This is a genomic window from Martinezella lusitana, assembly GCF_010668395.1.
In the GTDB taxonomy this organism is placed as follows: Bacteria; Pseudomonadota; Alphaproteobacteria; order Rhizobiales; family Rhizobiaceae; genus Rhizobium; species Rhizobium lusitanum_A.
Window position 1 is genome coordinate 135,055 of sequence record NZ_WUEY01000006.1, and the last position, 22,698, is coordinate 157,752.

Genomic DNA, 22,698 nt, shown 5'->3' on the forward strand with positions numbered 1-22,698 from the left:
GCCCTCAAACCGACGGAACCGAGATGCCCATCTCCTACCTAAAAGTTAACAACTACATGAAGGTCGAGAACGTCGAGTTCGACCCCAAGAATGGCGTGAACGAGATCACTGGCGCCAACGGTATGGGTAAATCCAGCACGTTGAACGCGATCGCCACAATGGGCGGCAAGAAGGAAATCGTCTGGAAACCCATTCGTGATGGCGCAGAGGAAGCGTTTATCGAGATCCATCTCGATGGTGTTGGCGCTTCCACCGTGCGTGTCGTCCGCCGGTTTTGGCGAAAAGAAAACGGCGAAGTCGGGGACTCCGTCACGGTTGAGACCGCCGACGGAATGCGCGCTCAGAAGCCGGAAACTCTTCTGAAGAGCTGGCTTTCTGCATTTACCTTCGACCCTCTTGCCTTCACCCGCGCCGATGACGCGCAACAAGTCGAGATCCTGAAGACCTTCGTGAAGGATTTCGATTTCGACAAGGAGGCCGAGAACCGGAAAACCGCATATGAGAAGCGGACCGACGTCAATCGCCAGGTGCGGGACCTGAAGTCGCAAGTCGCTGGAATATCGGTTCCTGCGGCAACTCCGGAAGCCGAGATCGATATATCTGCACTCACCGCAGAGCTGCAGGAAGTCGGCGAGTTTAACGCCGACATCCAACAGCGTGCTGCAAACCGTCAACGAGTCTCGGATGAAGCTGATCGCTTCGTCATCGAAGCGGCGCAGTTGGACGAGCAGGCGGCAACCCTACGCCGCCAGGCGCAAGAAGCCGAGGATCAGGCGATTTTGAAGCGCGAGATGGCGGCTAGTAACCGCAAGCGTCTCGAGGATGCTGGGCCGTTGCCCGAGCCTAAAGACCCAGGCGCCGTGCGCGAGAGAATTGCATCCGCGGACGCGATCAACTCGAATGTCCGCCAGAAGAAGCAACTGGATGCACTGATTTCCAGAGTGAACGCCCTAGAGGAGCAGGCGGCAACCCTCACCAAGGAAGTAGAGGAAAGCGATGCCCGCAAACTCGAGGCGGTAAAAAAGGCAAACCTTCCGGTCGACGGCCTTTCGTTCGGCGACGACATCATTCTTTTCAACGGCCAACCACTTTCCCAAGCGTCGCAGGCGGAGAAGATCCGCGTGTCAGTCGCGATTGCCACAGCGATGAGCCCGAAACTGAAGGTCGCCCTGATCAAGGATGGCAGCCTTCTGGACAAAAAGTCTTGGGCTCTTCTCGAGCAATTTGCCGACGAAAACGGTCTCCAGATCTTCATCGAAACCGTCGACTCCGAGCGACCGACCGCCGTCGTCATCGAAAACGGCAATATCAAGAACAATGGTATCCTGGAGGCCGCAGAGTGAGCGACACCCTCGCCTTCGAAGCGAATGAAGCCGGAGTTTACGAGTTCGAGCCGGGCATCTATTTGAACCTGCCGGAAGACCAGTACCACGCAGACACGTCGTTTGGTTCCACGTCGATCAAGACAATGGCGGTCGATATCTTCGAGTTCCAGTTCGATCGCCTCTATGGCGAAGACAAGGACACGGATGCTCTCGTCTTCGGCAGCGCCCTTCACGCCCGCATGCTCGAAGGACGTGAAGCTTTTCTTAGCCGCTTCTGCACCGAGTTCGACAAGTCCAAACATCCGAACGCGCTCGTCACCACCGACGATTTGAAACAGTGGTTGGACCAGCACGGGCAAAGAGGTATTTCCGGAAAGCGCAAGGATGATTTGATCAAGGCAGCGCTTGATGTCGACCCAGATCTCGACATCCTGGATGTGCTGAAGGCACGATGGGAAAAGGAGAACGAGGGCAAAACCGCCTTGAAGCCCAAGCGATGGGCGCAGGTCGACGTTGCAGCCCGATGGGTCCAGCGTGACCCGCTTCTGTCCGCCGTAATGGAGGATGGAACCTTTATCGCCGGCGCACCCGAAGTTTCGGTTTTCTATGTGGATCGCGGCGTTCGCCTAAAAGCTCGCTTCGACCGGCTGCTCCGGCATGCGATCGTTGACGTCAAAAGCTTCGCTCCTCGCACGCCCGGACCAATCGACGGGCCAAACGGCTCGGCGCTGAAGGCCATCAACAACATGCGTTACGACATCCAGTCAGCCGATTATTTGCGCGCTTGGAAGTATGCCAAGGAACTCCACCAACAAGGCTTGGTGTTTGGTGACGAACCATACGGTGGCTTCCTAGCCGAGTGCTTCGCTCGCGATGAGCCCAAGTGGATCTGGATCATGGTCAAAAGCACCGGAGCTCCGCAGCCGCTGGTGATCGACTGGGTCGCCAAGTTCGCCAAGGCCCGCGCCGCTGAGCAGGTTGAAGCCGCCATAGATTCGTACATTCAGCTTCGCGATGCATATGGCGATGACCAGGAATGGCCCCCGATGCGGCCGGCTATGACGGCCGATGACACAGACCTTCCCTCATATTTCGGACGATAATTCATGACCAACGAGATCGCTGGCTATGCAGCCGTCGGCAATGACGATGATACGTTCCTTCCTGCCACAGTCTTCGACACCGAGCGTTTCGAGCAGGTGATGCGTGTTGCCGACATTATGGCGCGAGCAACAACCATTCCGGATCACCTGAAGAGTAAGGCCGGCGACCCGACTGAAAGGTTCGAGGAGACACGCGGCAACTGTTTCATGATCTGTAACCAATCGAGCCATTGGGGGATGGATCCGTTCGCCGTCGCTCAGGCGACCGCCTTTGTCTATGGCAAGATCTGCTACGAAGGGAAACTGATCCGTGCCGTGATCAAGAAGAAGCTCGGATTCGATCTTCACTACGCGTTCTTCGGCGACGCAGGCAACATGCAGCGAACTGTGTTCGTTTCCGACAAACCGTTCGTTTCCTCGGACGGCGTACCTCTCTCTAAGGCTGAGATCGAAGACCTATGCGAGTTGCCTGGGAATCGAATTACGGTCGGTACGTTGGAGAAGTGGCACTCCAAGTCGAAAGGCGGCGGAGTTAACGACAACTGGAGGCTCGACGAAGACAAGATGTTCCGTGAGCGCGGCTCGCGTGAATGGTGCCGGCAATGGGCTCCGGGTTTGATGCTGGGTGTCTATTCGCCGGACGAGTTTGACGACGTGGAATCGACTTCGCGGTCCAATCGGGCTCGCGACATTACCCCATCCAATCCTTTACTCGAAGACGCCGGCGCCGTTGCGATGGAACGCTTCGACCGCCAGACCGGCGAGATCGTCGATCAGAAAGGCGGCACCCAGCCCGCATCCGCAAAATCGGTTAGTCGGTCCGAGACCTCCGCCAAGTCTGGGTCTACTGCCTCTGATCCGAACAGCAGCCGGAGCGCAAGCAATTCGTCGTCACACCCCTCCTCCAATGGTGGCGACGATGCAGCCGGCGGAGGTGCGTCGCCCCGCGCTTCCGCCGGCACCTTCACCGAGTTCTCGATGGCGCTCCTGCGCTTCGGTGGAACGGGCAACGGTCGCGATGCTGACATGCAAAAGCTGTCTTCGGCGAGCGATCAGTTCTGGGCCAACGGCAAACCATCCCACCGAGCGGACGTCGCTCTCTCGAAGGCGATCATCGCGGCGCATTTGAAGCGGATGAACGGCGAGATCACCGCGGATGCGCTGAAACAAGAAGTCTCGAAGATCATCGACGGCTCATTCAACGGGCTCTGAAGGGGAAAACTATGAAATCGATCATCAGAGTAATCGACCTCGAAACCGGTCCGGCCCCGATTGAGGGTGAGCCTGGCATTGTCGAGTATGGACATACCGATGTGTTGACCGAGCAGCACGATATGCTCGGAAGTCCATTTGGCTGGCTGGTTGGAGAATTTCCAACCGATCAGTTACGAACATTTGTGAAGCCGTACGCATCAATTCCGCCGGAGACGGCTGCGATCCACAATATCATCGACGAGGATGTGAGTAACTCCCCGTCATGGGCAGAGGTTGCGCCGTATGTCACCTTCGCCGCAAGCCCCATGAAAAGAATCGTGGCTCTCGCCGCACACAATATCGAATGCGAAAAGCCTCTTATCGGCTCGGCGGCGGGAGAACTCCCATGGATCGATACATACCAAGTCGCCCTTCACCTGTGGCCTGACGCGCCTTCTCATTCGAACAACGCGCTCAGGTACTATCTCCGCCCCGAGGGTCTCCTTCGTGATCGTGCCCACCCGATCCATCGTGCGCTCCCGGATTCGTACATAACCGCCTTCACCCTTCGAGAAGCATTAAACGCGGGGAATTCAGTCGAACGACTGATCGAACTGACCAATAAGCCAGCTCTTCTTGCGCGCTGCAAGATAGGCCAATGGAGAAACGGCGGAAGAGGAACGCCGTGGGAAGAGGTTGATAGTGGTTTTCTGAGATGGATCACCGGCAAAGACTTTGACTGGAACACAATGTTCACCGCCCGGTATCACCTCGAGAAGCGCGAGATGGATCAGCGCGAGGAGAGCGAACTCGCCGAGCTGAATCGCCAGTATCGAGCAAATGGCATGTCGGAGACAGCTGGGTTCGGTGTCCACCAAGAAGGAAAGCCGGCTAGAGACTTCGAAGCCAGCCGTTCAGACCAGCGAGAGCATCCGCGGCCGGGACAACCCGGCAGTACGCTGGAGCTACCGCTTTGAGGTCAACGTTCACTGCATACATCACCAAGTACGCTCTCTCTGATGGCATTGCCGCCATTGAAGTCGAAGACTGTTTCAATGTCAGTGCCGATATGGTGCGGGACGCCAAAGGGGCGTCTTCCTACTTCCACCGCAACCAATGGCATCGCACCAGAGAAGCTGCGATCGCTCGCGCAGAAGAAATGCGCACGAAGAAGATTGCCTCACTCAACCAGCAGATCAAAAAGCTCCAGGAGATGACCTTCAAATGAAATTCACTATCGAAAAGTCGGTCATCTCCAAGGCGATCTCCCACGCAACCGGTGTTGTTGAGAAGCGGAACACGATCCCAATTCTCGCCAACGTTGCGTTGAGCGCAAACGGAAGCAGCCTTTCGATGCGCGCGACCAACCTCGATATAGAGGTGAGCCTCACCGTCCCGGCCGAAGTTGCTGTAGGCGGCGAGATCACGGCGCCGGCGCAACTGCTGAGCGATATCGTCCGTAAGATGTCGAGCGATGTTGTTTCCTTCGAACTGAGCTCGGACAAGTCGACGCTCTCGGTGGGCGCCGGCCGCTCAAAATTCAAACTGCAATGCCTACCCACCTCCGACTTCCCGGATATGAGTGCCGGCAAGTTCACGCATTCCTTCCAGATCGCGGCCGCCGATCTGAAGATGCTGATCTCCAGGACACAGTTTGCGATCTCGACCGAGGAGACCCGCTATTATCTGAACGGCATCTTCATGCACACGGTTGAGGACATGGGCCGAGATGTCCTTCGCGCGGTTGCGACCGACGGCCATCGTCTTGCTCGAGCACAGATCGCCGCGCCGTCGGGTGCCTCGGGAATGCCTGGCATTATCATTCCAAGGAAGACGGTGGGAGCTTTCGAAAAGCTGCTCGACGCCGGCGTTGCTTCGATCGACGTTTCAGAAAACAAGATCCGGCTCCAGAGCGGGGACGTCGTGCTGCTGTCGAAGCTCATTGATGGCACATTCCCTGACTACACCCGTGTCATACCGACCAAGAACAACCTGATCGCCATTGCTGACTCGGACAAGATCAGGGCGGCGACCGACCGCGTGTCAACGATCTCCAGCGAACGCGGCCGGGCGGTCAAGATGACCTTTGATGAAAACAACCTGCACCTGGAGGTCAACAACCCAGATTCCGGCAGCGCCGACGATGACGTCGAAATCGATTTCCCGACGGATCAGCCGAGCATCGAGATCGGCTTCAATGCGAAGTACGTCAACGATATCCTCGTCAATATTCAATCCAAACGGGCGCGCATCAGCCTGTCGGATCCCGGCAGCCCGACCCTCATTCAGGACGAAGACGGCCCCGATGTCCTTTACGTCCTCATGCCGATGAGGGTCTAAATGGAGAAGATCGTGAATTCCGCGATTCAGGCGGACCAGTGGGACGAAGCCCTCCGCGGCAAGAAGATGTCCGATGTCACCGGACGGACCATCTTCAAGTACCAGATGCCGGTCAAGGAACAGTTCACCCTCAAACTGCCGAAGGGCGCCGAGGTCATCCGGGTCGCGTCGATCCATGGCCTGTTCTGGCTCTGGGCCGTCGTCAGAACCGATGTGCCCGACGAGGAACGCCGGTTCTGGTCGTTCAAGTGCGGCGGCAAAATCCCTGACCACCTGCAGCTTCGGTACATCGGCCTCTGCACGATTTTCGTCCAGATGGACCTCGACCTCTACATTTTCGAGGAGGTCACCCATGGAGAATAGATACGGCGTTGCCCCGCTGGATCTTGGGCTGCTGGACCTTTCCTTCCCCGAGATGATGTTCTGGCTGTACTGCCCAGTAAAGCTGCCGGGTTGTTTTCCTGTATCCCTGCCCGAGAACCTACGCCAGTTCGCGCCCTTCCTCTCGAAGGTATATCAGACCATCCAGCAGCCTCGCTGGAATGACAGTTACATCTACCTGACCGCCAAGACCCTCTATGTCACGGCAGACAACCCCGGCAACCGGCCTGGCTGGCATTCCGACGGCTTCATGACCGACGACCTGAACTTCATCTGGTCAGACTGCAATGGGACGCTTTTCTGGGAACCAGATGAACGGATCGGTTTCACGCAAGATCATCATGCGTCATTAGCTGAGATGGAAGCGGCGGCGGAGCCCGACGTCGACCATCATCGCATTTATCCAGACAAGCACCTTCTCTTGCTGGACCAAGGGGTAATCCACCGCGTCGCCAATGTGAAGCAGCCTGGCATGCGCACCTTCGTCAAGGTGTCTGTGTCCCGCCACAAATACAATCTGGTCGGAAATTCCATCAACCATGCTCTCTCCCTGCCCGCGGACTATGTCGAGCGGTCGGAGGGACGCAACCATCCGATCGGAGGCGCCTTATGATTGAGCACGATCCCATCGAAATCATGCGAGAAAACTCATACCAGAACTTTCATGTCAAAGGGTTCGACTACCTTTGTCTGTTCCGCTCGCCAGCGTGGACACGCAAGGTCTATTTTTTCAACGGCGACATCTCGAAGTTGCCCGAGATCGTAAACCCCCATGATCATCGTTACGACTTTGCGACCACGGTGATCGCCGGCGCCATTTCGAATTCTTACTATTCCGAAGACCCGGCCGGCGATCTCTATGAGGAGTTCGAATGGCGAACGCCTCTACTTGGCGGCAACGGCTTTGAGTGGAAGCGAGAAACGCACCTCCTGGAAGAGCAAGGCTTCGTTCTCCGTCGAGGAGAGTCTTATCGCATGAATACCGATCAACTCCACACTATCCGTGTCCACGCTGACCAGACAATCATCGTTCTCGACCAGTGGGCGGACAAGGTACCTGCGGATGTACCAACGCGGACTTTTATGCACACTAAGTCGCCCCCGTCGATCGACGGTCTCTACGACCGCTTTTCCGAGGACGCCTTACAGTCACGTCTGAGGCAGTACCTCGCTGCAGTAGAGGATTCCAGAGCATGACCGAGGGACACTTTAAGCGCCCGGCGCCGTTGCCCATGCCGGCCTACGAGCCACTGATCGTCACACCGGTCGCCTCGAAGAAAAGGCCCGGGAACGTTATCGCGTTCATCGGTCGCCAGATGTGCTTCTTTGAAAAGGAGAAGCCACAGCCGGCCGTCGACGTTCCGATCGAGGTTATGATCCTTTGCCCTATATATGGGCGCAATGCGGAAGGTGTGATCGAGCACCATCGCGTATTTGCTTTGGTTCTCCGAGTGGTCACCGAAGAATGGACGCTGATTGAGCACGACGGCTTCGAGTGCGCCGGCTCAATGTGCAGCACCACGGCCCGAATGACGGGCCCGAAGCACCTCATTGAAACTCGTGGCAGCAGGATTGGTCCGTGGCTGACCCCAGGCCGCAGCCAGATCTTCGAAGCAGACAACGTCAATGCTGGCTCAACATGGCGCCAGCCATACGTAGCGCTGCGTCCCGGTAAGGCGTGGGTTTCCACCAAAAAGTTAACTGGCGGCGACTTCCCGCTGCGGGTTGAAGGCCTCGCGCGGGTCGAGGACGGGATGTACGCGCACGCCGTCAAGAAGGACGAGGTGCCGGCTTGATCTACCCTCACCTTCCGAAATTGGCACTTTCCATTCGTCAACCTTGGGCGTGGCTCATTGTTGAAGGTTACAAACCTATCGAGAACCGCGACTGGAAGCCGTGGAACCCCGGTCTCAAATTCCGAGGCGAGTTCGCAATCCATTGCGGCATGCAGGTTGAAGAGAGCTGTGCAATCTCGTTGGCACGCGGATATCACCCCGTCACGAATGAGCGGCAAGTGTTTCCGGTACCAGCGAGATATCAAACCGGCGGCATAGTCGGCACTGGTGAGATCGTCGACATCGTGACGTTTCACGACGACGACTACTTCGTCGGCGTCTACGGCTTGGTTATCGCGAATGCCAAACCCGTTGATTTCATCGCCGTCAAAGGCGCGCTCGGCTTCTTTGACTGGCGCAAGAAACTGGAGGCCGCATGATCAGAATACCGTTCATCCTCATTTTCCTCGTGCAGATCTGCATCATCTTTTTGATGGGATGCTTCGTCTACGCGCTCGTCTTCCATCCCGAGGCTATTGGCGCGACCGCCGCTCGGATCATTGTCGGCTTTCAACAAGCGTTTGGTGGTCGGCCATGACCCCCGCTCCTGTCCGTTTGCGGCTTTCCCGGCTTGCCGGCTTTGACCTTCAGGCGCTGGCGCGGGCGACGAATGGGCTCGCCGCCGTTAACGTGGCTCGCCCGTCCGAATGGGGAAACCCTTTCGTAGTCGGTGGCCCGGTGGACAAGAAGCAGGCGAAGCGCTGGGGCTGGTGGCCACTGGGCTTTCCAGACTATGTGGCGCCCGACAACGAAGCTGCGGTCCGTCGCTTCGCCGCCGTGCTCGCTGGAGATCAGGCGATCCATCGCCATGTGCAGGCAAAGCTCGCCGGCAGGAACCTTGCCTGCTGGTGCAGCGCGACCGAAGCCTGCCACGCAGACGTTCTGCTGAAGCTTGCCAACCCTTCCTGTGAGGAGGTGAAGCAGTGACGGCAGCACCAATAGCAATTCCGAACATTCTCTTCCTGGATCTGCAGACCAGCGGGCTCTATCTCCGTAACGAGTCAATCGACAGCAATCAGCAGCCGTGGGCGCCCTATATCGCCGCGATGCAATGCAATGGCGGCGGCCAGGTCATCAACCACTTCGCCGCGTTCATCAAGCCTGACGGCCGGATGGTGAAGGGAGGAGCGCTCGAGAAGCACGGCATCGATCACAAACTGTGTGGTCGCGTCGGAATTCCGGAGTCCCGCGCACTTGGGATACTCTCTGATATGTTGAAGGTTGGGCCGTTCGAGTCCGAAATGAAAGTCGTCACTTATGGTGACATGGACAAGATGGTTGTTGCCAGCCTGTTCGCTCGCTTCGCGGTATCCCTCAGCAAGCCGTCGAGCGCCTTCGACCGCCTTTGGCTTACCCGGCCGATGACAACGTTTATCGATCTGCAGAAGCCGTACGCTCAGCAGATCTGCAAGCTAGAGAGCGAGGTGTCCGACGCCACAGAGTACCGCTGGCCGCGGTTTGGCGAGGCCGTTGAAGGAATCCTGGGCCGGCAGCCGAACGAACACCGTGACAGTCTGCAAGACATTCTACTGCTCAAGGAAATGTATTTCGACCTGGCTCGCCGGGGCTTTTTTCCGGAGGTGAATGCGGCATGATTGAGATCATCAAGTCGCTGATAACCCGTTTTCGTTGGCAATGGGTCGGAACCGTCGAGGGCCAAACTCAACTCACCGACGAGAACGGCCACCCCATCAAAGCTGGGGCTTGCAAAAACGCCTACTGGAACTTGTACGTTCGCGGCGACGGAAGGCGGGCTTTTGAGGAAGTCGGCAATGTCTACCGCTATCACGCGTCGCAGGCATGCCGCCGCACCAAAGCGCAAATCGATGCTTGGAAGTTTGGCGGACCGCTACCGCCGCTGCTGTACAAACCGACGCCGCCAGCACCGCGAGGAAAATTGGTGCTGTTCCCCGGTGGGAAAAAGGATCACTGATGCAGTTCTCACCTCAACAATCCAGAGCGATCGACCAGGTCGCAGCATGGTTCCGGGACGGCGGGAAGCCGGTATTCCGTGTATTCGGCTACGCCGGCACAGGTAAGACGACTCTTGCCCGCCATTTCGCCGAAACAGTCAAAGGTTCGGTCCAATACGCTGCGTTCACCGGCAAAGCAGCGATGGTGATGCGGAAGAACGGTTGCGCAGGCGCAACCACGATCCATAGCCTGATCTACAAATTCGAGCAGGACGAAGAGACCGGCATCACCAAATACACTCGCCGGCCACGCTTCGAAATGGAGAAGATCAAACTCATCATCATCGATGAGTGCTCCATGGTCTACGAGGAGCTCGGCCGCGACCTTCAGGCGTACGGGATACCAATCCTGGTACTGGGAGATCCTGGCCAGCTGCCGCCAGTGAACGGCGGAGGCTATTTCACTGATCATGAACCCGACGTCATGCTCGAGGAGATCCATCGCCAAGCGGCCGACAACCCGATCGTCCGGATCGCGACCGATGTTCGCGAGGGTCGTCGTCTTGAACGAGGCGACTACGGCGCGGTGCGGATCATCTCACCCAAGGAGATTGACGCATCGCTCGTCACCGGAGCCGACCAGGTCCTCGTAGGCGTCAACAAGACCCGCCATCGCTACAATGAACGACTTCGCCAGCTCGCCGGCCGCACGTCCCCCATGCCGGAAGTAGGCGACCGCCTTGTCGCGCTAAAGAACGAACACGCACTCGGCATTCTCAACGGTGGCCTTTGGGAGGTGCTCGAGCTGAAGAACCGTCGACGCGGCGCCGTCAATGATCATTGCGTGAGTATGATCGTGAAGTCTTTGGATTTCGAGGGCACGGAGCCGCGCAAGGTTCGATGCCGCCAAGAGCTTTTCGTTGGCAAGGGCAACGAAGTTTCCTGGAAGGAGCTCCGCGGAACACAGCAGTTCGACTTCGGGTATGCCCTAACGGTCCACAAGAGCCAGGGCAGCCAATGGAACAACGTGTGCCTCTTCGATGAAAGCACGGCGTTCCCAGAGCGCGGGCGCCATCTTTACACTGGCATCACAAGGGCGGCCGAACGGCTGACAATCGTTGCTTGAGCGATCGTCACTGTGAGGAGTTTCTGGAGTTTTGCGAGCGATACGGGGACGATTTCGCCGCCGGGATTCTGGAAGATATATGTTGCCATGAGACGGGCCGAGAATGGCCTTGGCGGATCACTGATTTCCATCGCGAGATTCATGATCGCGAAGGGAACAATGAAACGTTGACCGGGCACGTTCGATACCGGGCAAAAGCATGGTCGTTTGAAGTTCAGAACGGCAACTGGAACGGAACGGAAGTTCAAAATTGGGAGCGATCCTCGTTGATGTCGGCGTGGCCTCCCCCAAATCAATCCCATTGGCTCTACGCCGATGTGAAGGCAATCGGTGTCCGATTGATTGTCTCTGGAACGCGAGCAGCGCTGACGAAGCGGTACCTGAAAATGATGGCGTCAGAGCGGATTCCCAAACGACGAGGATGTTGAATGAAGCTTCAGCTTCGCAACCTGGAAAAGGGTAATGACCTTGAAGTTCGAATGGCAACGCATGACGGATATATATGGCATCCTGCCGTCATAACTCACATCGATCCGGACTTTATATTCGCACGTTATGCTTCGGGACATTCGGTGAAAATCCGGCGCAATGACTTCGAGAAATATAGGCTTCCGAGAGCGAAGAACTGTGGCTGACCGGATCGGGTGTTGCGTTCCATTTTGCCGTCGCACCGTCAAGAATGATGGAAGCTTCCAGGAATGGATATGCGGGAAACACTGGCCGCTTGTTCCACGGCACATCAAAGCCGAATGGCGGACAGTCAAGAAGCGAGTGAGGTTGATTCTTCGGAAGAAGCCAGAGTACGCCGAATTCTGGAAGATGCCGAAGGGAAACGCTCGAAATTCGGCGGCCGTGATTTGGCGCCGGCACCACAACGCCTGGAAGAAATGTAAGAACGCGGCGATCGAAGCCGCAGCGGGGGTCGGATGATGAGAACGAGATACAAGGTGATCACCCTTGAAATTGAATGCCAATGCGGCAACTGCGAGGGCGACGAAACCTTCATTGTTGTGGAGGAAAGCCTCACGGAGAAGCAGTTCGTCGAGAGCGGAAATAGTCCAGATCTGGTTCTCTGCGAATGCGATAGCGAAGAGAAGGCAATCTTCATCGCTAGCTCAATGAACAAGCTGGCTATGAACTGAGTTGCTGCATGCTTGATATCCCGAATTCGTTTCATTCCGAGCGTTCAGAGCGCGGCATCGCCACCGCGGCAGAAGCCCAAGGCATAGGAGTGCATGTCGATGGCTGAAGAAACTCTCATCTCTTGGGCAGACATGACCTTTAACCCATGGATCGGCTGTACGCGGGTTTCTCCGGCGTGCGACCATTGCTATGCCGCTCACCTCATGGAAACCCGCATGGGGCGCGTCCAATGGGGCGGCCCGGGCGCCGGCGCCGGCACTCGCAGCCGGACAAGCGCCAGCAACTGGCGCAAGCCACTGGCCTGGAACAGGCAGGCGGCAATAGGCGGTAAGCGTCCATTTGTATTCTGCTCGAGCTTGGCCGATGTGTTCGACAATGAAATCCCAGCCGATTGGCGTCGGGATCTGTTCGATCTGATCCGGTCGACGCCCAACCTTGTCTGGCTGCTGCTGACAAAACGCCCGCAGTTGATCGTCAAGCTCTCCGACTCGGCCGGTGGACTGCCCAAGAACGCTGCTCTCGGCACAACCTGCGAAGATCAGCCGCGCGCCGACAAAAACCTGCTAGCGCTCCAAGTCGCCAAGATCGAACTGCATCCCCTATTCACATTCGGATCCTTCGAACCACTTCTTGGCGATATCATCGTCCCGCACGGCGTTATGCCCGATTGGGTGATCACCGGCGGCGAGACCGACCAGGGTAGCCAAAAGGCGCGGCCAACCCATCCTGCATGGATCCGCAGTCTACGAGATCAGGCCGCCCGCCGCGGCGCCGTCTACCATCATAAGCAGAATGGCGAGTGGGTCTCAGTTTCGGAGATCTCCGGTTCCGGCAAACACTTCACCTTTGACGATGGCGCCACCGTGCGCCGGGTTGGCAGGAAGCATTCCGGCCGAACGATCGACGGCGTTATCCACGACGCATTTCCGGAGGTTCCTGCACTATGATTCCCTACCCGCTCCAATGGCCAGACCATATTCCGCGCTATCAGAAGCCGCGGGAAAACGGCCAGTTTCGAACATCGCTCGCCGGCGCGACCAAGAACGTCAAGGAAAGTCTGCGCCTTTTCGCTTCCGACAGCGGCAAGCCCCTCCAGAACGTGGTGATCTCGAGCAACTATACGCTCGGGGTAGACAAGCCATCTGATCCCGGCGTCGCGGTTTGGTTCGTCTGGGATAGCCTGTCTGTCTGTATACCGGTCGACCGCTACTCTAAGGTCGAGGCCAACCTGCAGGCGATCCACCATATATTGGAGGCAAGGCGCGTGGAACTGCGGCACGGCACGCTTGCACTTGTGCGCGCAACCTTCGCGGGCTTTACGGCACTTCCCTCACCAGAGACCGTCGCCAAACGCTCTTGGCGCGAAGTGTTCGGATTCGGTCCGACGGAGCCGATCAGTGAAACCTACCTGAAGGATCGCTACCGGGCGAAGTCCAAATACACGCATCCGGACCAGGCCGGCGGCTCGAAGGAAGCCTTCGAGGAACTCACCCGAGCCCGAGATGAAGGGCTTGAGGAAATTCGTCGAGGTCGTCAATGAGCGCGCACCGGATCGCTTTTCCCAAGAGCCCCCCGCGGCCTCAGCGCCGGCCGGCGAAGCGCGGTGACTACCTCGAGTTCATCCACGAACTGCCGTGCGTTGTAACCGGCCGCTACGGCGTCCAGGCAGCGCATGTCTCGTTCGCGAGTGATTGGTTCGGCCACTACGGTAGAGGCAAAGGCACCAAGGCGCCCGACCGCTTCGCCCTACCCCTTTGTCCGGAAGAACACGATCTGCAGCACAGCTGTAAGCTCGGCTCAGAGCGAGACTACTGGCTCTCCAAGGGCATAGATCCCCACCAGTTGGCCAATACCCTTTGGGGAATCTTCTCCGACTACGACCACGACGAGGCCGTTTTGCTCTGCAGCGAGCGGATCCAACAAGGTCTGAGGAAAGCGCGAATGGCGGCGCCGGCTGATTGGAAAGGAAATCCATGACCAACGATAAAATCCAGCGGTTCGAAGCGGCCGTGCGCGCCAACAGCTACCGAACTTGTGACCATGGTACCGAGGCGGAATATCAGGCCGCTAGGGACGATTTGAGCTCTGCCCTTGCGCTCCCGCCGGGCAAGCCCGTTGCTCAAATGCACGATAGCGGTGATGGATTGGGGCTTCGTCCCATCTGGTTTGGACGCGTACCTCCTGAAGGTGCGCAGCTTTTCGCCGCACCCGCGCCGCTGCCTCTGGCAGTGAAGGCGCTGGAGTGGAACCGAGATGACGACATGGCTTCTGTTGAGGTCTCTGTTACGTATTATCTCGAAAGACGCCCAGGATATTGCGCGTTGGTGACCATGGCGAAAGGCGAACCGATACGACGGGAACCTTTTCCATCGGCTGAACTCGCCAAAGCCGCCGCCCAAGCTGATTACGAAACTCGTATTCGCTCCGCTCTCTCCTCTCCGGTAGGAGGGATGGAGGAAATCAAGGAACTGCAAGAGCAGCTTCGATCCGCAAGATGGGCCAATGAACGCGACCGCTCTACCGTGTGCGATCAGGTCAATATCATCAAAGACGAAATTGCACGCCGGTCTTGGCTCTGCTCATCGCGCGGCTCCTACGAATGGGATGACGAACGATACCAGCAGGAGTTCAGTGCCGCTCTCGAAGTAATCGGGAGCGCCGTCGAGAAACTTTCGTCGATCGCGAGCGACTGGTCGCATTGCCCGGAGACGGATGCCGAAATTCAGGCTGCTCGCGCTTCCTCCCCCACCCCCGCCTCCGATATCGCCAATCTGCAAGAGCGGTTGATGGAAGCTGAAAACATCATCAAAGAACGCGATGACCGATTGGCGTTGGTCGACCGTATCTCCGACCTTATCGGCCTCCCCGAATACCAAGAGCTTGATCAGGTCGCATTCGAATTGTGGATGGATCAGAACCGAGCCGATATCGCCGCGCTGAGGGAGGAGAACGGCATTCTCAGCGAAGCCTTGAAGCGAATGGAGAATTGCTACGAGCAACTTGCCACGACGAGAACCCACGAAATCTACACGGCAATGATCGATGGCGGACAAGCCGACGCTCTCCTTGATCTCGACAATGCACGGCGAAATGCCCGTTCCGCCCTCCAGCATGTAGCGAAGGGAGAGCGGGGATGAGCATTCAAGACCTTATCGCCAAATTGGAAAGCGCCGACGGGGCGAGCCGAGAACTTGATTGGCGAATAGCTGAAGCTTTCGACATTCCAGAGAAATGGATGCGATCAAGCGATTGGCCACCATTCATGGTCGGAAGCAAGTTCGACAAAGGGATACCGGCCTTTACGGGATCGCTTGATGCAGCCGCAAAATTGGCGGAACGGCTCCTCGCTGGCGCTCAAGTTATGATCGGATGGAATCAGACGCCCAGCACAAAACCATGGGCGCGATTTGGCGCTTGGACCGGCGCAGACGCAACCGGCGCTACACCCGCCATTGCGCTGATTATTGCAGCGCTTTCCGCCCTCTCCCAGCAAGAGGAGAGCAGAGGATGACTATTCGACCGATTTTCGCTTGGTACGATCTATGGATCGGCGCGTTCTACGACCGGACGAAGCGACGCCTGTACGTATTCCCTGTGCCGATGCTCGGCTTTTACGTGGAGTGGTCTGATGCTGTTTGACCCTTTCGATCCTTTGGGGTTGTGGCCCGAACATGAGGCCAAAGAGAAGCGCCGTCGTGACCAGATCGGCATGCTCGGGCGTTTGAAAGAAGATATTCCACCGTTCGTCGTCGGATGCCTCATTCTCTGCGGCTACTTCTCAATAGCCGTTTTTCCTTGGCTGATCGGCATCCACAACATAGGAACATGGATCTTCGGGAGAGCGCTATGACCACCCCGCACGATAAGGCTCTGACTGCCGCCGCACACGAAATCACCGGTTACATCGGCGGTACCTGCTGCCATCGCACCGGGGGCTTGAAGGACGATCCGACCTGCGAATGCCGCCAGATCGCTGAAGCCGCGATCTCCGCCTATCTCTCCTCTATAGGCGGGGTAGTCTGCGCGAGGGAGCCGGTAGGCTTCGGCGTTCAACGTGATGGCCGCATTATTGGCTTCGTTCCGGGCGGTCCTCTCGATTACGAATTTCGCCTGCCTGAGGATGACCTTCCGAGAATCCCTCTCCACGCCCCTATAGAAGCCGGAAACGGCGGAGATGGGCGAGCCTTTGCCATCGGCGATCGGGTGCGAAAAACGAAGGGCTCATCCTGGCAGGGGCGAATTGTCGGATTCTATAGCACGGAACTGACGCCGGTCGGCTATTGCGTCGAAAGCGAGCGAGAGCCGGGATCGGTGCAGATCTATCCGGAGACCGCACTTGAGGCCATCCACTCCCGCGAAGGGAGGCATAAGGCATGAGCGAGACATCAAGCTCCGAATTTAATTCCCTCACAAAGCGTTGTGCGGAAATATTGGGCTGGCACGCGACCGGCATTCTCACAGGCGACGAATTGCGTCGATCTGCAGACTTTGCCACATATGGCGATGAGGCTCTTCGCCAACTTGAGGCCAAGACGGCAGGAGAAGCAATGCGATTTGTGATTGACCATTCCTCAGAACGCCAGCGCCATGCAGAGGTGATGGAAGAGGTGAGGAAGGTGCTAGGCAACATCGTTACCGCCGTCGAGCGCGAGCCGGTTGTCAGCAACCTGGATTATCCACACGCTCACAATGACTGGAGAGGATGGCGCAAGAAAATCATGCGTCCTGCGGTAGATGAAGCCCGCGCCCTTCTGTCTAGGCTAGGAGAGCGGTGTGTCGATCTCGCACCCATTTCAACGCAGCCTACCGCCGTGCCGGAGGCAAAATGACCGAGACGCCACGCCAAAACACGCGAATGTTGAACGAAAAGGAGAAGAGCTATGAAACCCATCTCTTCTCTAACGATCATGGCATGTGGACGGTCTACGAGATCATCAAACGGCCTATCGCGAAAGTCGCAAGCCAGGTCGCAGCTGAAGACCTGATCCGCCGCCTCAAAATCGCCGACACTGCCCCCACTTCATAAATCGGCTCGAGCCGGCGCCGGCCGCGTCCGCTGCGCCCTAAAACAATCAAGGAAGATTTGATGAGCACACCGACGACCCTGTCGACCCAGTTTCTGCTTTTCGCCCAGTACGGGGGCCAGGCCGTGATACCGGTGGAGGACGTCTGCCGCGACTACTTCAGCCATCTCACTCCGGACAAGTTCGTTCGCAAGGCGTCCGCCGGCGAAATCGAGATTCCAGTCATCCGTGTGGAGTCATCGCAAAAATCTCACAAGGGCGTCTACCTCCATGATCTCGCGGAGTACATCGACCGCCGTCGCGAAGCCGCCCTCAAGGAGTTCCGACAGCTTCACAGATAGCCGCTTTGCCGCGGCTGTGTCGCTAACTGCTTACCCTCACAAGCCGGCGTGGTCACATGGCCTGCGCCGGCTTTTTCTTGTCGGTTTGAACGGAAATCTCGGGGCACTTTAACCACGGTGTCATTGCGGACAGCTGCTTGACGACAATGCCCATTTTGTGAAAGCTAGTCGGGTAAGATTGAGAAACTATGCAAGCCGCGGTCGATGCTACGCAAGTGCTACAGACCGACGTGGAGACTGCATTCAACCTTGATTTTACTGGGCTTTTTCTTCTAAACGATGCAGTCGATCATCGGGGCTACCGCAAAGATCTTGCGGCCATTTTTCAGCACGTCACTATACATGGGAAACCTTTCTGATCCGCGCTCTACACCAAATCCCTCAAAAAGGCCAGTTTTCGCGGCAGCAACAATGATGCTAGTTTCCCGAATGGAGTCGGAGGGCGATGCGCCCGTCCGAAAAAGATGAAAGTTTCGAAAACCTATATGAACGCCCCGCTCACCACAGTCATTCCAGCACCCGCCCCGGTTCTTCTGCCGATCGAGGGTGAAACCGAGCTTTTCCCGGTGCGCCGCGTCTACTGCGTCGGCCGCAACTATGCCGACCATGCCATCGAGATGGGGCATGACCCCAGCCGCGAGCCGCCATTCTTCTTCCAGAAGAATCCGGATAATCTGCTTGTCGCGAGCGATTTCCCCTACCCGTCGTTGTCCTCGGACGTGCATCATGAAGTGGAGCTCGTGGTGGCGCTGCGCAGCGGCGGCGTGAACATACCGGTGGAGCAGGCGCTGGATTGCGTCTACGGCTACGGCGTCGGCATCGATTTCACCCGCCGCGACCTGCAGGGCGAAGCCAAGAAACTTGGCCGCCCCTGGGAAATCGGCAAGGCTTTCGATCATTCCGCCCCGGTTTCCGCGCTGGTGCCGGCGACCCAGGCAGGCCACCCCGACAAGGGCGGTATCTGGCTGATGCGCAATGGCGAAGCGGCGCAAAGAGGCGATCTCTCGCAGATGATCTGGAAGGTGCCGGAAATCATCGCCGAACTCTCCAAGCTCTTCACGCTCGCACCGGGCGACATCATCATGACCGGCACGCCCGCCGGCGTCGGTCCCGTTACGCGCGGCGACCGCATCAGCTGCGCCGTCGATGGCGTCGCGACCCTGGTACTGAACGTCGTCTGATCGAGGAGGATCGACCATGCCGCTTTACGCCCTTGCCGGCCTGACGCCAAAAACGCCCGGTCCGGACCGATACTGGATCGCGCCGGACGCAAGCGTGATCGGCAAGGTTGAAATCGGCGAGGATGTCGGCATCTGGTTCGGCTCGGTGCTGCGTGGCGACAACGAGCTGATCGCCATCGGCAAGGCGACGAATATCCAGGAAGGAACGATGGTACATACCGATCCCGCCTTCCCCGTCACGATCGGCGAAGGCTGCACCATCGGGCATCACGCCATCATTCATGGCTGCACCATCGGCAACAACTCGCTGATCGGCATGGGCGCCACCATTCTGAACGGCGCGAAGATCGGCAACAACTGCCTCGTCGGCGCCAATGCGCTGGTGACCGAAGGCAAGGAATTTCCGGATGGTTCGCTGATCGTCGGCGCACCGGCAAAGGCGATCCGCACGCTGGACGAAGCCGCGATCGAGGGCCTGCGCCGTTCGGCCCGCCACTATGTCGCCAACTGGCAGCGCTTCGCGCGCGATCTTAAGAGATTAGATTAGCATACGTCGATAAACAGTTGACGAACCTGGCGAAAGATATTCGCCGCGAACTTATGCCGCGCAATTGGCACAATGTCCGCGAATTTCGATGGTCGACTTCTCCGCCTTGAACTTCTGCGATTTCAGCCAATCCATCAGCCGATGGTCCACCTCGTGGTCGTGAAACTCGATCACCTGTCCGCAGCTTTCGCATATGGCGAAAGCGACGAGACCATGGCTATGGCAATCCTCATGCGGATGCGCGCAGGCCACGAAGGAGTTGATGCTCTCGAGCCGGTGCACCACGCCGTATTCCAGAAGCTTGTCGAGTGCGCGATAGACCTGCAGTGGCGCGCGAAAACCCTGATCGCGCAGCTTGTCGAGAATGGTGTAGGCGCTGAGCGGCGCTTCCGCCTTGGTCAGGACGTCGAAAACGAGGGACTGGTTCTTGGTGAGCATCGGAGTGGTCATGATGACTGTCCTCTCTGTTGCGCCGCTGGCGTGCCGCTCCTGCGAACGAGGGGCAGCAGACTGATGATAAACAGAACGAGCGCCGCGACGACGATGGAAGGCCCGGACGGCGTATCATAGCGCAGCGATCCGAAAAGCCCGCCGACAACGGCGATGGCGCCGAGCAGCGAGGCGAAAATCGCCATAGTCTCCGGCGTCGCGGCAAAGCGGCGTGCCGTAGCGGCCGGAATGATGAGAAGCGCGGTAATAAGGAGGATGCCGACGATCTTCATGGCGATCGCAATCACCACGGCCATCAGCAGCATGAACAGCAGCCTTGCGCGCTCCGGCCGCAATCCCTCGGCCTCCGCAAGCTCGGGATTGACCGTCGAGGCCAGCAGCGGCCGCCAGAGCCAGGCAATTCCCGCCAGCACGAAAATGCCGCCGCCCCAGATCACCGCGATATCGGACGGGCTGACGGCCAGGATGTCGCCGAACAGGAAGGCGATAAGGTCGATCCGCACCCAGCTCATGAAAGCGACGATGACAAGACCGATCGCGAGCGTCGCGTGCGAAAGGATGCCGAGCAGCGCGTCCGCCGACAGCGCCTGCCGCCGCTGCAGGAACAGGAGCAGGATCGACACGAGCGCGGCGACCGCGAAGACGGAAAGCGTGAGGTTGAGCTGGAAAAGCAGCGACAGAGCCACGCCGAGCAGCGCCGAATGCGAGATCGTATCGCCGAAATAGGCCATGCGCCGCCAGATGATGAAGCAACCGAGCGGCCCGGTCGTCAGCGCCAGTCCGACACCGGCAAGAATGGCGCGCAGGAAGAAATCGTCAAACATGGCGCTCACCCTGGGCATGGTCGTGGCCGTGATGATGGCCATCATGATCGTGGTGATGGTCGTCATGCTCATGATGGTGATGGCCATCGTCGGCATGGCAATGGTCGGTGATCGAGCCGTCGCTATGCTGCACGCGCCCGTCGGGCAGATGCGTATGATCGTGGTGATGGCTGTAGATCGCCAGCGACTGCGCCGCACGCGTGCCGAACAGCCGGACATATTCGGGGCTCTGGCTGACGGCTTGCGGCGTGCCGCGGCAGCAGACGTGGCCGTTGAGGCAAACCACGGTATCCGTCGCCGCCATGACGACATGCAGATCGTGCGAAATCAACAGGATGCCGCAACCCTCGGAATTGCGGATCGACTTGATGAGGTCGTAAAGAGCGATCTCGCCGTTGAAATCCACGCCTTGCACCGGTTCGTCGAGCACCAGCAGGTCGGGCTTGCGGGCAATGGCGCGCGCAAGCAACGCTCGCTGGAATTCGCCGCCGGAAAGATGCTGCACCTCGGCCTTGGCGAGATGGGCGATGCCGACGGCTTCCAGCGCGGCAATCAACTCACGCTCCGGCAAAGGCCCGGTGAGGGTCATCAATCGCTGCACGCTGAGCGGCAGGGTCCAATCGACGGCAAGCTTCTGCGGCACATATCCGACCTTCAGGCCGGCAACGCGATCGACGCGCCCCTCGTCCGGCTTCAGCACGCCGATAGCCGCCTTCGCGCTGGTGGACTTGCCGGAACCGTTCGGGCCGATCAGGGTAACGATCTCGCCTCGGCTCACGGAAAAATCGACGCCGCGCACCAGCCAGCGACCGCCGCGACGGACGCCGACGTCATGGAGCGACACGAGAGGCCGGCTCTTGCTGTCGATGGAGGGAAGCATGAAATTTCCAATTGCACTATTGCGCCATGCTATCGCACACGTTATAGCATAACGCAATTGATGTAATAACATAACAGACCCATTCAAGGGCATTTATCGCATGTACGCAGCAAAAAGCTTCCTTCCTGTCGCCGCCTCCCTTCTCTTTTCGGGCCTGCTGATCAGCACGACCGCAACTGCCGCCGATGCCCCGCGCGTCGTCGTCTCCATCAAGCCGATCCATTCGCTGGTCGCCGCGGTCATGCAAGGGGTCGGCACGCCGGATCTGATCGTCGACGGCGCGGCATCGCCGCACACCTATGCGTTCAAGCCCTCGAATGCCCGCAGCCTGCAGCAGGCGCAGGTGGTTTTCTGGGTCGGCCCGGACATGGAGGCCTTCCTGCAGAAGCCTCTCTCCTCGCTCGGCTCCAACGCGACCATCGTCGAACTCGATGATGCGCCCGGCATTGCCAAACTCAAATTCAGGGAAGGCGGCGCCTTCGAACCGCATGACGACGGCGACGAGCACGAAGCCGGCGAAGAACACGCCGACGGCCACGATCATGACCACGGCGAGTTCGACACTCACCTCTGGCTCGATCCCCACAATGCCAAAGCCATGGTCGCCGAAATCACCACGTCCCTGGTTGCGGCGGATCCCGCCAACGCCTTGACCTATGAAACGAACCAGAAGACGCTGAACGACAAGCTCGACGCGCTCGATACCGAAATCGCTTCGACGCTCGCCCCGGTGAAGGATAAGCCTTTCATCGTCTTCCACGATGCCTATCAGTATTTCGAGCACCGCTACGGCGTGCGCGTCTCCGGCTCCATCACCGTCAGCCCGGAGAGCATTCCCGGCGCGCAGCGCGTGGCGGAGATTCACAGCAAGGTCGCCGATCTCGGCGCCACCTGCGTCTTCGCCGAGCCGCAATTCGAACCGAAGCTGGTCAACGTGGTGCTGGAAGGCACGTCCGCAAAGTCAGGCGTGCTCGATCCCGAAGCGGCAACCCTGCCGCAGGGACCGGATCTCTATTTCAACCTGATGCGCGGCATCGCCAATTCCCTGAAAGCCTGCCTCTCCTAAGACAGGCTTGATATCTCCGAACGAA

The 22,698-nt window shown here is 58.3% G+C and carries 31 protein-coding genes and 1 pseudogene; 29 read left to right on the forward strand and 3 right to left on the reverse strand.

Features of this window, described 5'->3' with window-relative positions:
* Positions 1–23 precede the first annotated feature (23 nt).
* From GR212_RS15820 to GR212_RS15955, 28 genes and pseudogenes are all read left to right on the forward strand, one after another.
* Positions 24–1,343, forward strand: coding sequence for an AAA family ATPase (locus GR212_RS15820; RefSeq protein WP_163987529.1), 1,320 nt, complete (start codon positions 24–26; stop codon positions 1,341–1,343).
* A complete protein-coding gene (locus GR212_RS15825; RefSeq protein ID WP_163987530.1) occupies positions 1,340–2,428 on the forward strand; it encodes a PD-(D/E)XK nuclease-like domain-containing protein in 1,089 nt (362 codons plus the stop codon). Before GR212_RS15820 ends, GR212_RS15825 begins: the two co-directional genes overlap by 4 nt.
* A 3-nt stretch (positions 2,429–2,431) precedes the next feature.
* A complete protein-coding gene (locus tag GR212_RS15830; protein WP_163987531.1) occupies positions 2,432–3,640 on the forward strand; it encodes a hypothetical protein in 1,209 nt (402 codons plus the stop codon).
* Between the two features lie 11 nt (positions 3,641–3,651).
* On the forward strand, positions 3,652–4,599 hold the full coding sequence (locus tag GR212_RS15835; RefSeq protein WP_163987532.1) for a 3'-5' exonuclease: 948 nt from the start codon (positions 3,652–3,654) through the stop codon (positions 4,597–4,599).
* 247 nt (positions 4,600–4,846) lie between these two features.
* Positions 4,847–5,962: a DNA polymerase III subunit beta gene (dnaN, locus tag GR212_RS15840; protein ID WP_163987749.1), complete on the forward strand. Its 1,116-nt coding sequence runs from the start codon at positions 4,847–4,849 to the stop codon at positions 5,960–5,962.
* 12 nt (positions 5,963–5,974) lie between these two features.
* Complete coding sequence (locus GR212_RS15845) at positions 5,975–6,325, forward strand: DUF7352 domain-containing protein (RefSeq protein WP_163987533.1); 351 nt, start codon at positions 5,975–5,977, stop codon at positions 6,323–6,325.
* Positions 6,315–6,956: a hypothetical protein gene (locus GR212_RS15850; protein WP_163987534.1), complete on the forward strand. Its 642-nt coding sequence runs from the start codon at positions 6,315–6,317 to the stop codon at positions 6,954–6,956. The genes GR212_RS15845 and GR212_RS15850 overlap by 11 nt, the downstream gene beginning before the upstream one ends.
* Positions 6,953–7,540, forward strand: a complete 588-nt coding sequence (locus GR212_RS15855) for a hypothetical protein (RefSeq protein ID WP_163987535.1) — start codon at positions 6,953–6,955, stop codon at positions 7,538–7,540. The genes GR212_RS15850 and GR212_RS15855 overlap by 4 nt, the downstream gene beginning before the upstream one ends.
* Entirely contained in the window at positions 7,537–8,139 is a 603-nt protein-coding gene (locus tag GR212_RS15860; RefSeq protein ID WP_163987536.1) for a hypothetical protein, read from the forward strand. Before GR212_RS15855 ends, GR212_RS15860 begins: the two co-directional genes overlap by 4 nt.
* Positions 8,136–8,558, forward strand: a complete 423-nt coding sequence (locus GR212_RS15865; protein WP_163987537.1) for a hypothetical protein — start codon at positions 8,136–8,138, stop codon at positions 8,556–8,558. Before GR212_RS15860 ends, GR212_RS15865 begins: the two co-directional genes overlap by 4 nt.
* 154 nt (positions 8,559–8,712) lie before the next feature.
* Positions 8,713–9,105 (forward strand): DUF4326 domain-containing protein, encoded by a 393-nt coding sequence (locus tag GR212_RS15870; protein WP_163987538.1) that lies wholly within the window; start codon positions 8,713–8,715, stop codon positions 9,103–9,105.
* Positions 9,102–9,773, forward strand: a complete 672-nt coding sequence (locus GR212_RS15875; RefSeq protein ID WP_163987539.1) for a hypothetical protein — start codon at positions 9,102–9,104, stop codon at positions 9,771–9,773. The genes GR212_RS15870 and GR212_RS15875 overlap by 4 nt, the downstream gene beginning before the upstream one ends.
* Positions 9,770–10,111, forward strand: a complete 342-nt coding sequence (locus GR212_RS15880) for a hypothetical protein (protein WP_163987540.1) — start codon at positions 9,770–9,772, stop codon at positions 10,109–10,111. Before GR212_RS15875 ends, GR212_RS15880 begins: the two co-directional genes overlap by 4 nt.
* Complete coding sequence (locus GR212_RS15885) at positions 10,111–11,217, forward strand: ATP-dependent DNA helicase (RefSeq protein WP_163987541.1); 1,107 nt, start codon at positions 10,111–10,113, stop codon at positions 11,215–11,217. The genes GR212_RS15880 and GR212_RS15885 overlap by 1 nt, the downstream gene beginning before the upstream one ends.
* Positions 11,218–11,915: 698 nt before the next feature.
* A complete protein-coding gene (locus tag GR212_RS15890; protein ID WP_163987542.1) occupies positions 11,916–12,110 on the forward strand; it encodes a hypothetical protein in 195 nt (64 codons plus the stop codon).
* Between the two features lie 54 nt (positions 12,111–12,164).
* Positions 12,165–12,359, forward strand: coding sequence for a hypothetical protein (locus tag GR212_RS15895; protein WP_163987543.1), 195 nt, complete (start codon positions 12,165–12,167; stop codon positions 12,357–12,359).
* Positions 12,360–12,458: 99 nt separating this feature from the next.
* Entirely contained in the window at positions 12,459–13,307 is an 849-nt protein-coding gene (locus GR212_RS15900; RefSeq protein ID WP_163987544.1) for a DUF5131 family protein, read from the forward strand.
* Positions 13,304–13,900 carry a J domain-containing protein gene (locus GR212_RS15905; RefSeq protein WP_163987545.1) on the forward strand — a complete coding sequence of 199 codons (597 nt, stop codon included), beginning with the start codon at positions 13,304–13,306 and terminating at the stop codon, positions 13,898–13,900. Before GR212_RS15900 ends, GR212_RS15905 begins: the two co-directional genes overlap by 4 nt.
* Complete coding sequence (locus tag GR212_RS15910) at positions 13,897–14,337, forward strand: DUF968 domain-containing protein (RefSeq protein ID WP_163987546.1); 441 nt, start codon at positions 13,897–13,899, stop codon at positions 14,335–14,337. Before GR212_RS15905 ends, GR212_RS15910 begins: the two co-directional genes overlap by 4 nt.
* Positions 14,334–15,497 carry a hypothetical protein gene (locus GR212_RS15915; RefSeq protein ID WP_163987547.1) on the forward strand — a complete coding sequence of 388 codons (1,164 nt, stop codon included), beginning with the start codon at positions 14,334–14,336 and terminating at the stop codon, positions 15,495–15,497. Before GR212_RS15910 ends, GR212_RS15915 begins: the two co-directional genes overlap by 4 nt.
* Positions 15,494–15,871 carry a hypothetical protein gene (locus GR212_RS15920; RefSeq protein ID WP_163987548.1) on the forward strand — a complete coding sequence of 126 codons (378 nt, stop codon included), beginning with the start codon at positions 15,494–15,496 and terminating at the stop codon, positions 15,869–15,871. Before GR212_RS15915 ends, GR212_RS15920 begins: the two co-directional genes overlap by 4 nt.
* Positions 15,872–15,988: 117 nt before the next feature.
* Positions 15,989–16,210: a hypothetical protein gene (locus GR212_RS15925; protein ID WP_163987549.1), complete on the forward strand. Its 222-nt coding sequence runs from the start codon at positions 15,989–15,991 to the stop codon at positions 16,208–16,210.
* Between the two features lie 335 nt (positions 16,211–16,545).
* Positions 16,546–16,737, forward strand: a pseudogene (locus tag GR212_RS37095) (hypothetical protein); the annotation flags it as partial.
* The gene (locus tag GR212_RS15935; protein WP_163987551.1) at positions 16,734–17,189 is read left to right on the forward strand and encodes a hypothetical protein; all 456 of its coding nucleotides are present in this window, start codon (positions 16,734–16,736) and stop codon (positions 17,187–17,189) included. The pseudogene GR212_RS37095 and the gene GR212_RS15935, both read left to right, overlap by 4 nt.
* Positions 17,186–17,386 (forward strand): hypothetical protein, encoded by a 201-nt coding sequence (locus GR212_RS15940; RefSeq protein ID WP_163987552.1) that lies wholly within the window; start codon positions 17,186–17,188, stop codon positions 17,384–17,386. Before GR212_RS15935 ends, GR212_RS15940 begins: the two co-directional genes overlap by 4 nt.
* A 60-nt stretch (positions 17,387–17,446) precedes the next feature.
* Complete coding sequence (locus GR212_RS15945) at positions 17,447–17,725, forward strand: pyocin activator PrtN family protein (RefSeq protein ID WP_163987553.1); 279 nt, start codon at positions 17,447–17,449, stop codon at positions 17,723–17,725.
* A 485-nt stretch (positions 17,726–18,210) separates the two neighbouring features.
* On the forward strand, positions 18,211–18,906 hold the full coding sequence (locus GR212_RS15950) for a fumarylacetoacetate hydrolase family protein (RefSeq protein ID WP_163987554.1): 696 nt from the start codon (positions 18,211–18,213) through the stop codon (positions 18,904–18,906).
* Positions 18,907–18,922: 16 nt separating this feature from the next.
* On the forward strand, positions 18,923–19,453 hold the full coding sequence (locus tag GR212_RS15955; RefSeq protein ID WP_163987555.1) for a gamma carbonic anhydrase family protein: 531 nt from the start codon (positions 18,923–18,925) through the stop codon (positions 19,451–19,453).
* A gap of 51 nt (positions 19,454–19,504) precedes the next feature.
* Here the strand turns inward: GR212_RS15955 and GR212_RS15960 are convergent, their stop codons facing one another.
* Genes GR212_RS15960 through GR212_RS15970 form a run of 3 tightly spaced genes read right to left on the reverse strand, consistent with a single transcriptional unit; the run spans position 19,505 to position 21,607 of the window.
* Positions 19,505–19,903: a Fur family transcriptional regulator gene (locus tag GR212_RS15960; RefSeq protein WP_075850764.1), complete on the reverse strand. Its 399-nt coding sequence runs from the start codon at positions 19,901–19,903 to the stop codon at positions 19,505–19,507.
* Positions 19,900–20,727 (reverse strand): zinc ABC transporter permease subunit ZnuB, encoded by an 828-nt coding sequence (znuB, locus tag GR212_RS15965; protein ID WP_163987750.1) that lies wholly within the window; start codon positions 20,725–20,727, stop codon positions 19,900–19,902. The genes GR212_RS15960 and znuB overlap by 4 nt, the downstream gene beginning before the upstream one ends.
* Positions 20,720–21,607, reverse strand: a complete 888-nt coding sequence (locus tag GR212_RS15970; RefSeq protein WP_163987556.1) for an ATP-binding cassette domain-containing protein — start codon at positions 21,605–21,607, stop codon at positions 20,720–20,722. The genes znuB and GR212_RS15970 overlap by 8 nt, the downstream gene beginning before the upstream one ends.
* 100 nt (positions 21,608–21,707) lie before the next feature.
* Here GR212_RS15970 and znuA point away from each other — a divergent pair, with 100 nt between their 5' ends.
* On the forward strand, positions 21,708–22,673 hold the full coding sequence (znuA, locus tag GR212_RS15975; RefSeq protein ID WP_163987557.1) for a zinc ABC transporter substrate-binding protein ZnuA: 966 nt from the start codon (positions 21,708–21,710) through the stop codon (positions 22,671–22,673).
* The last annotated feature ends 25 nt before the right edge of the window (positions 22,674–22,698 follow it).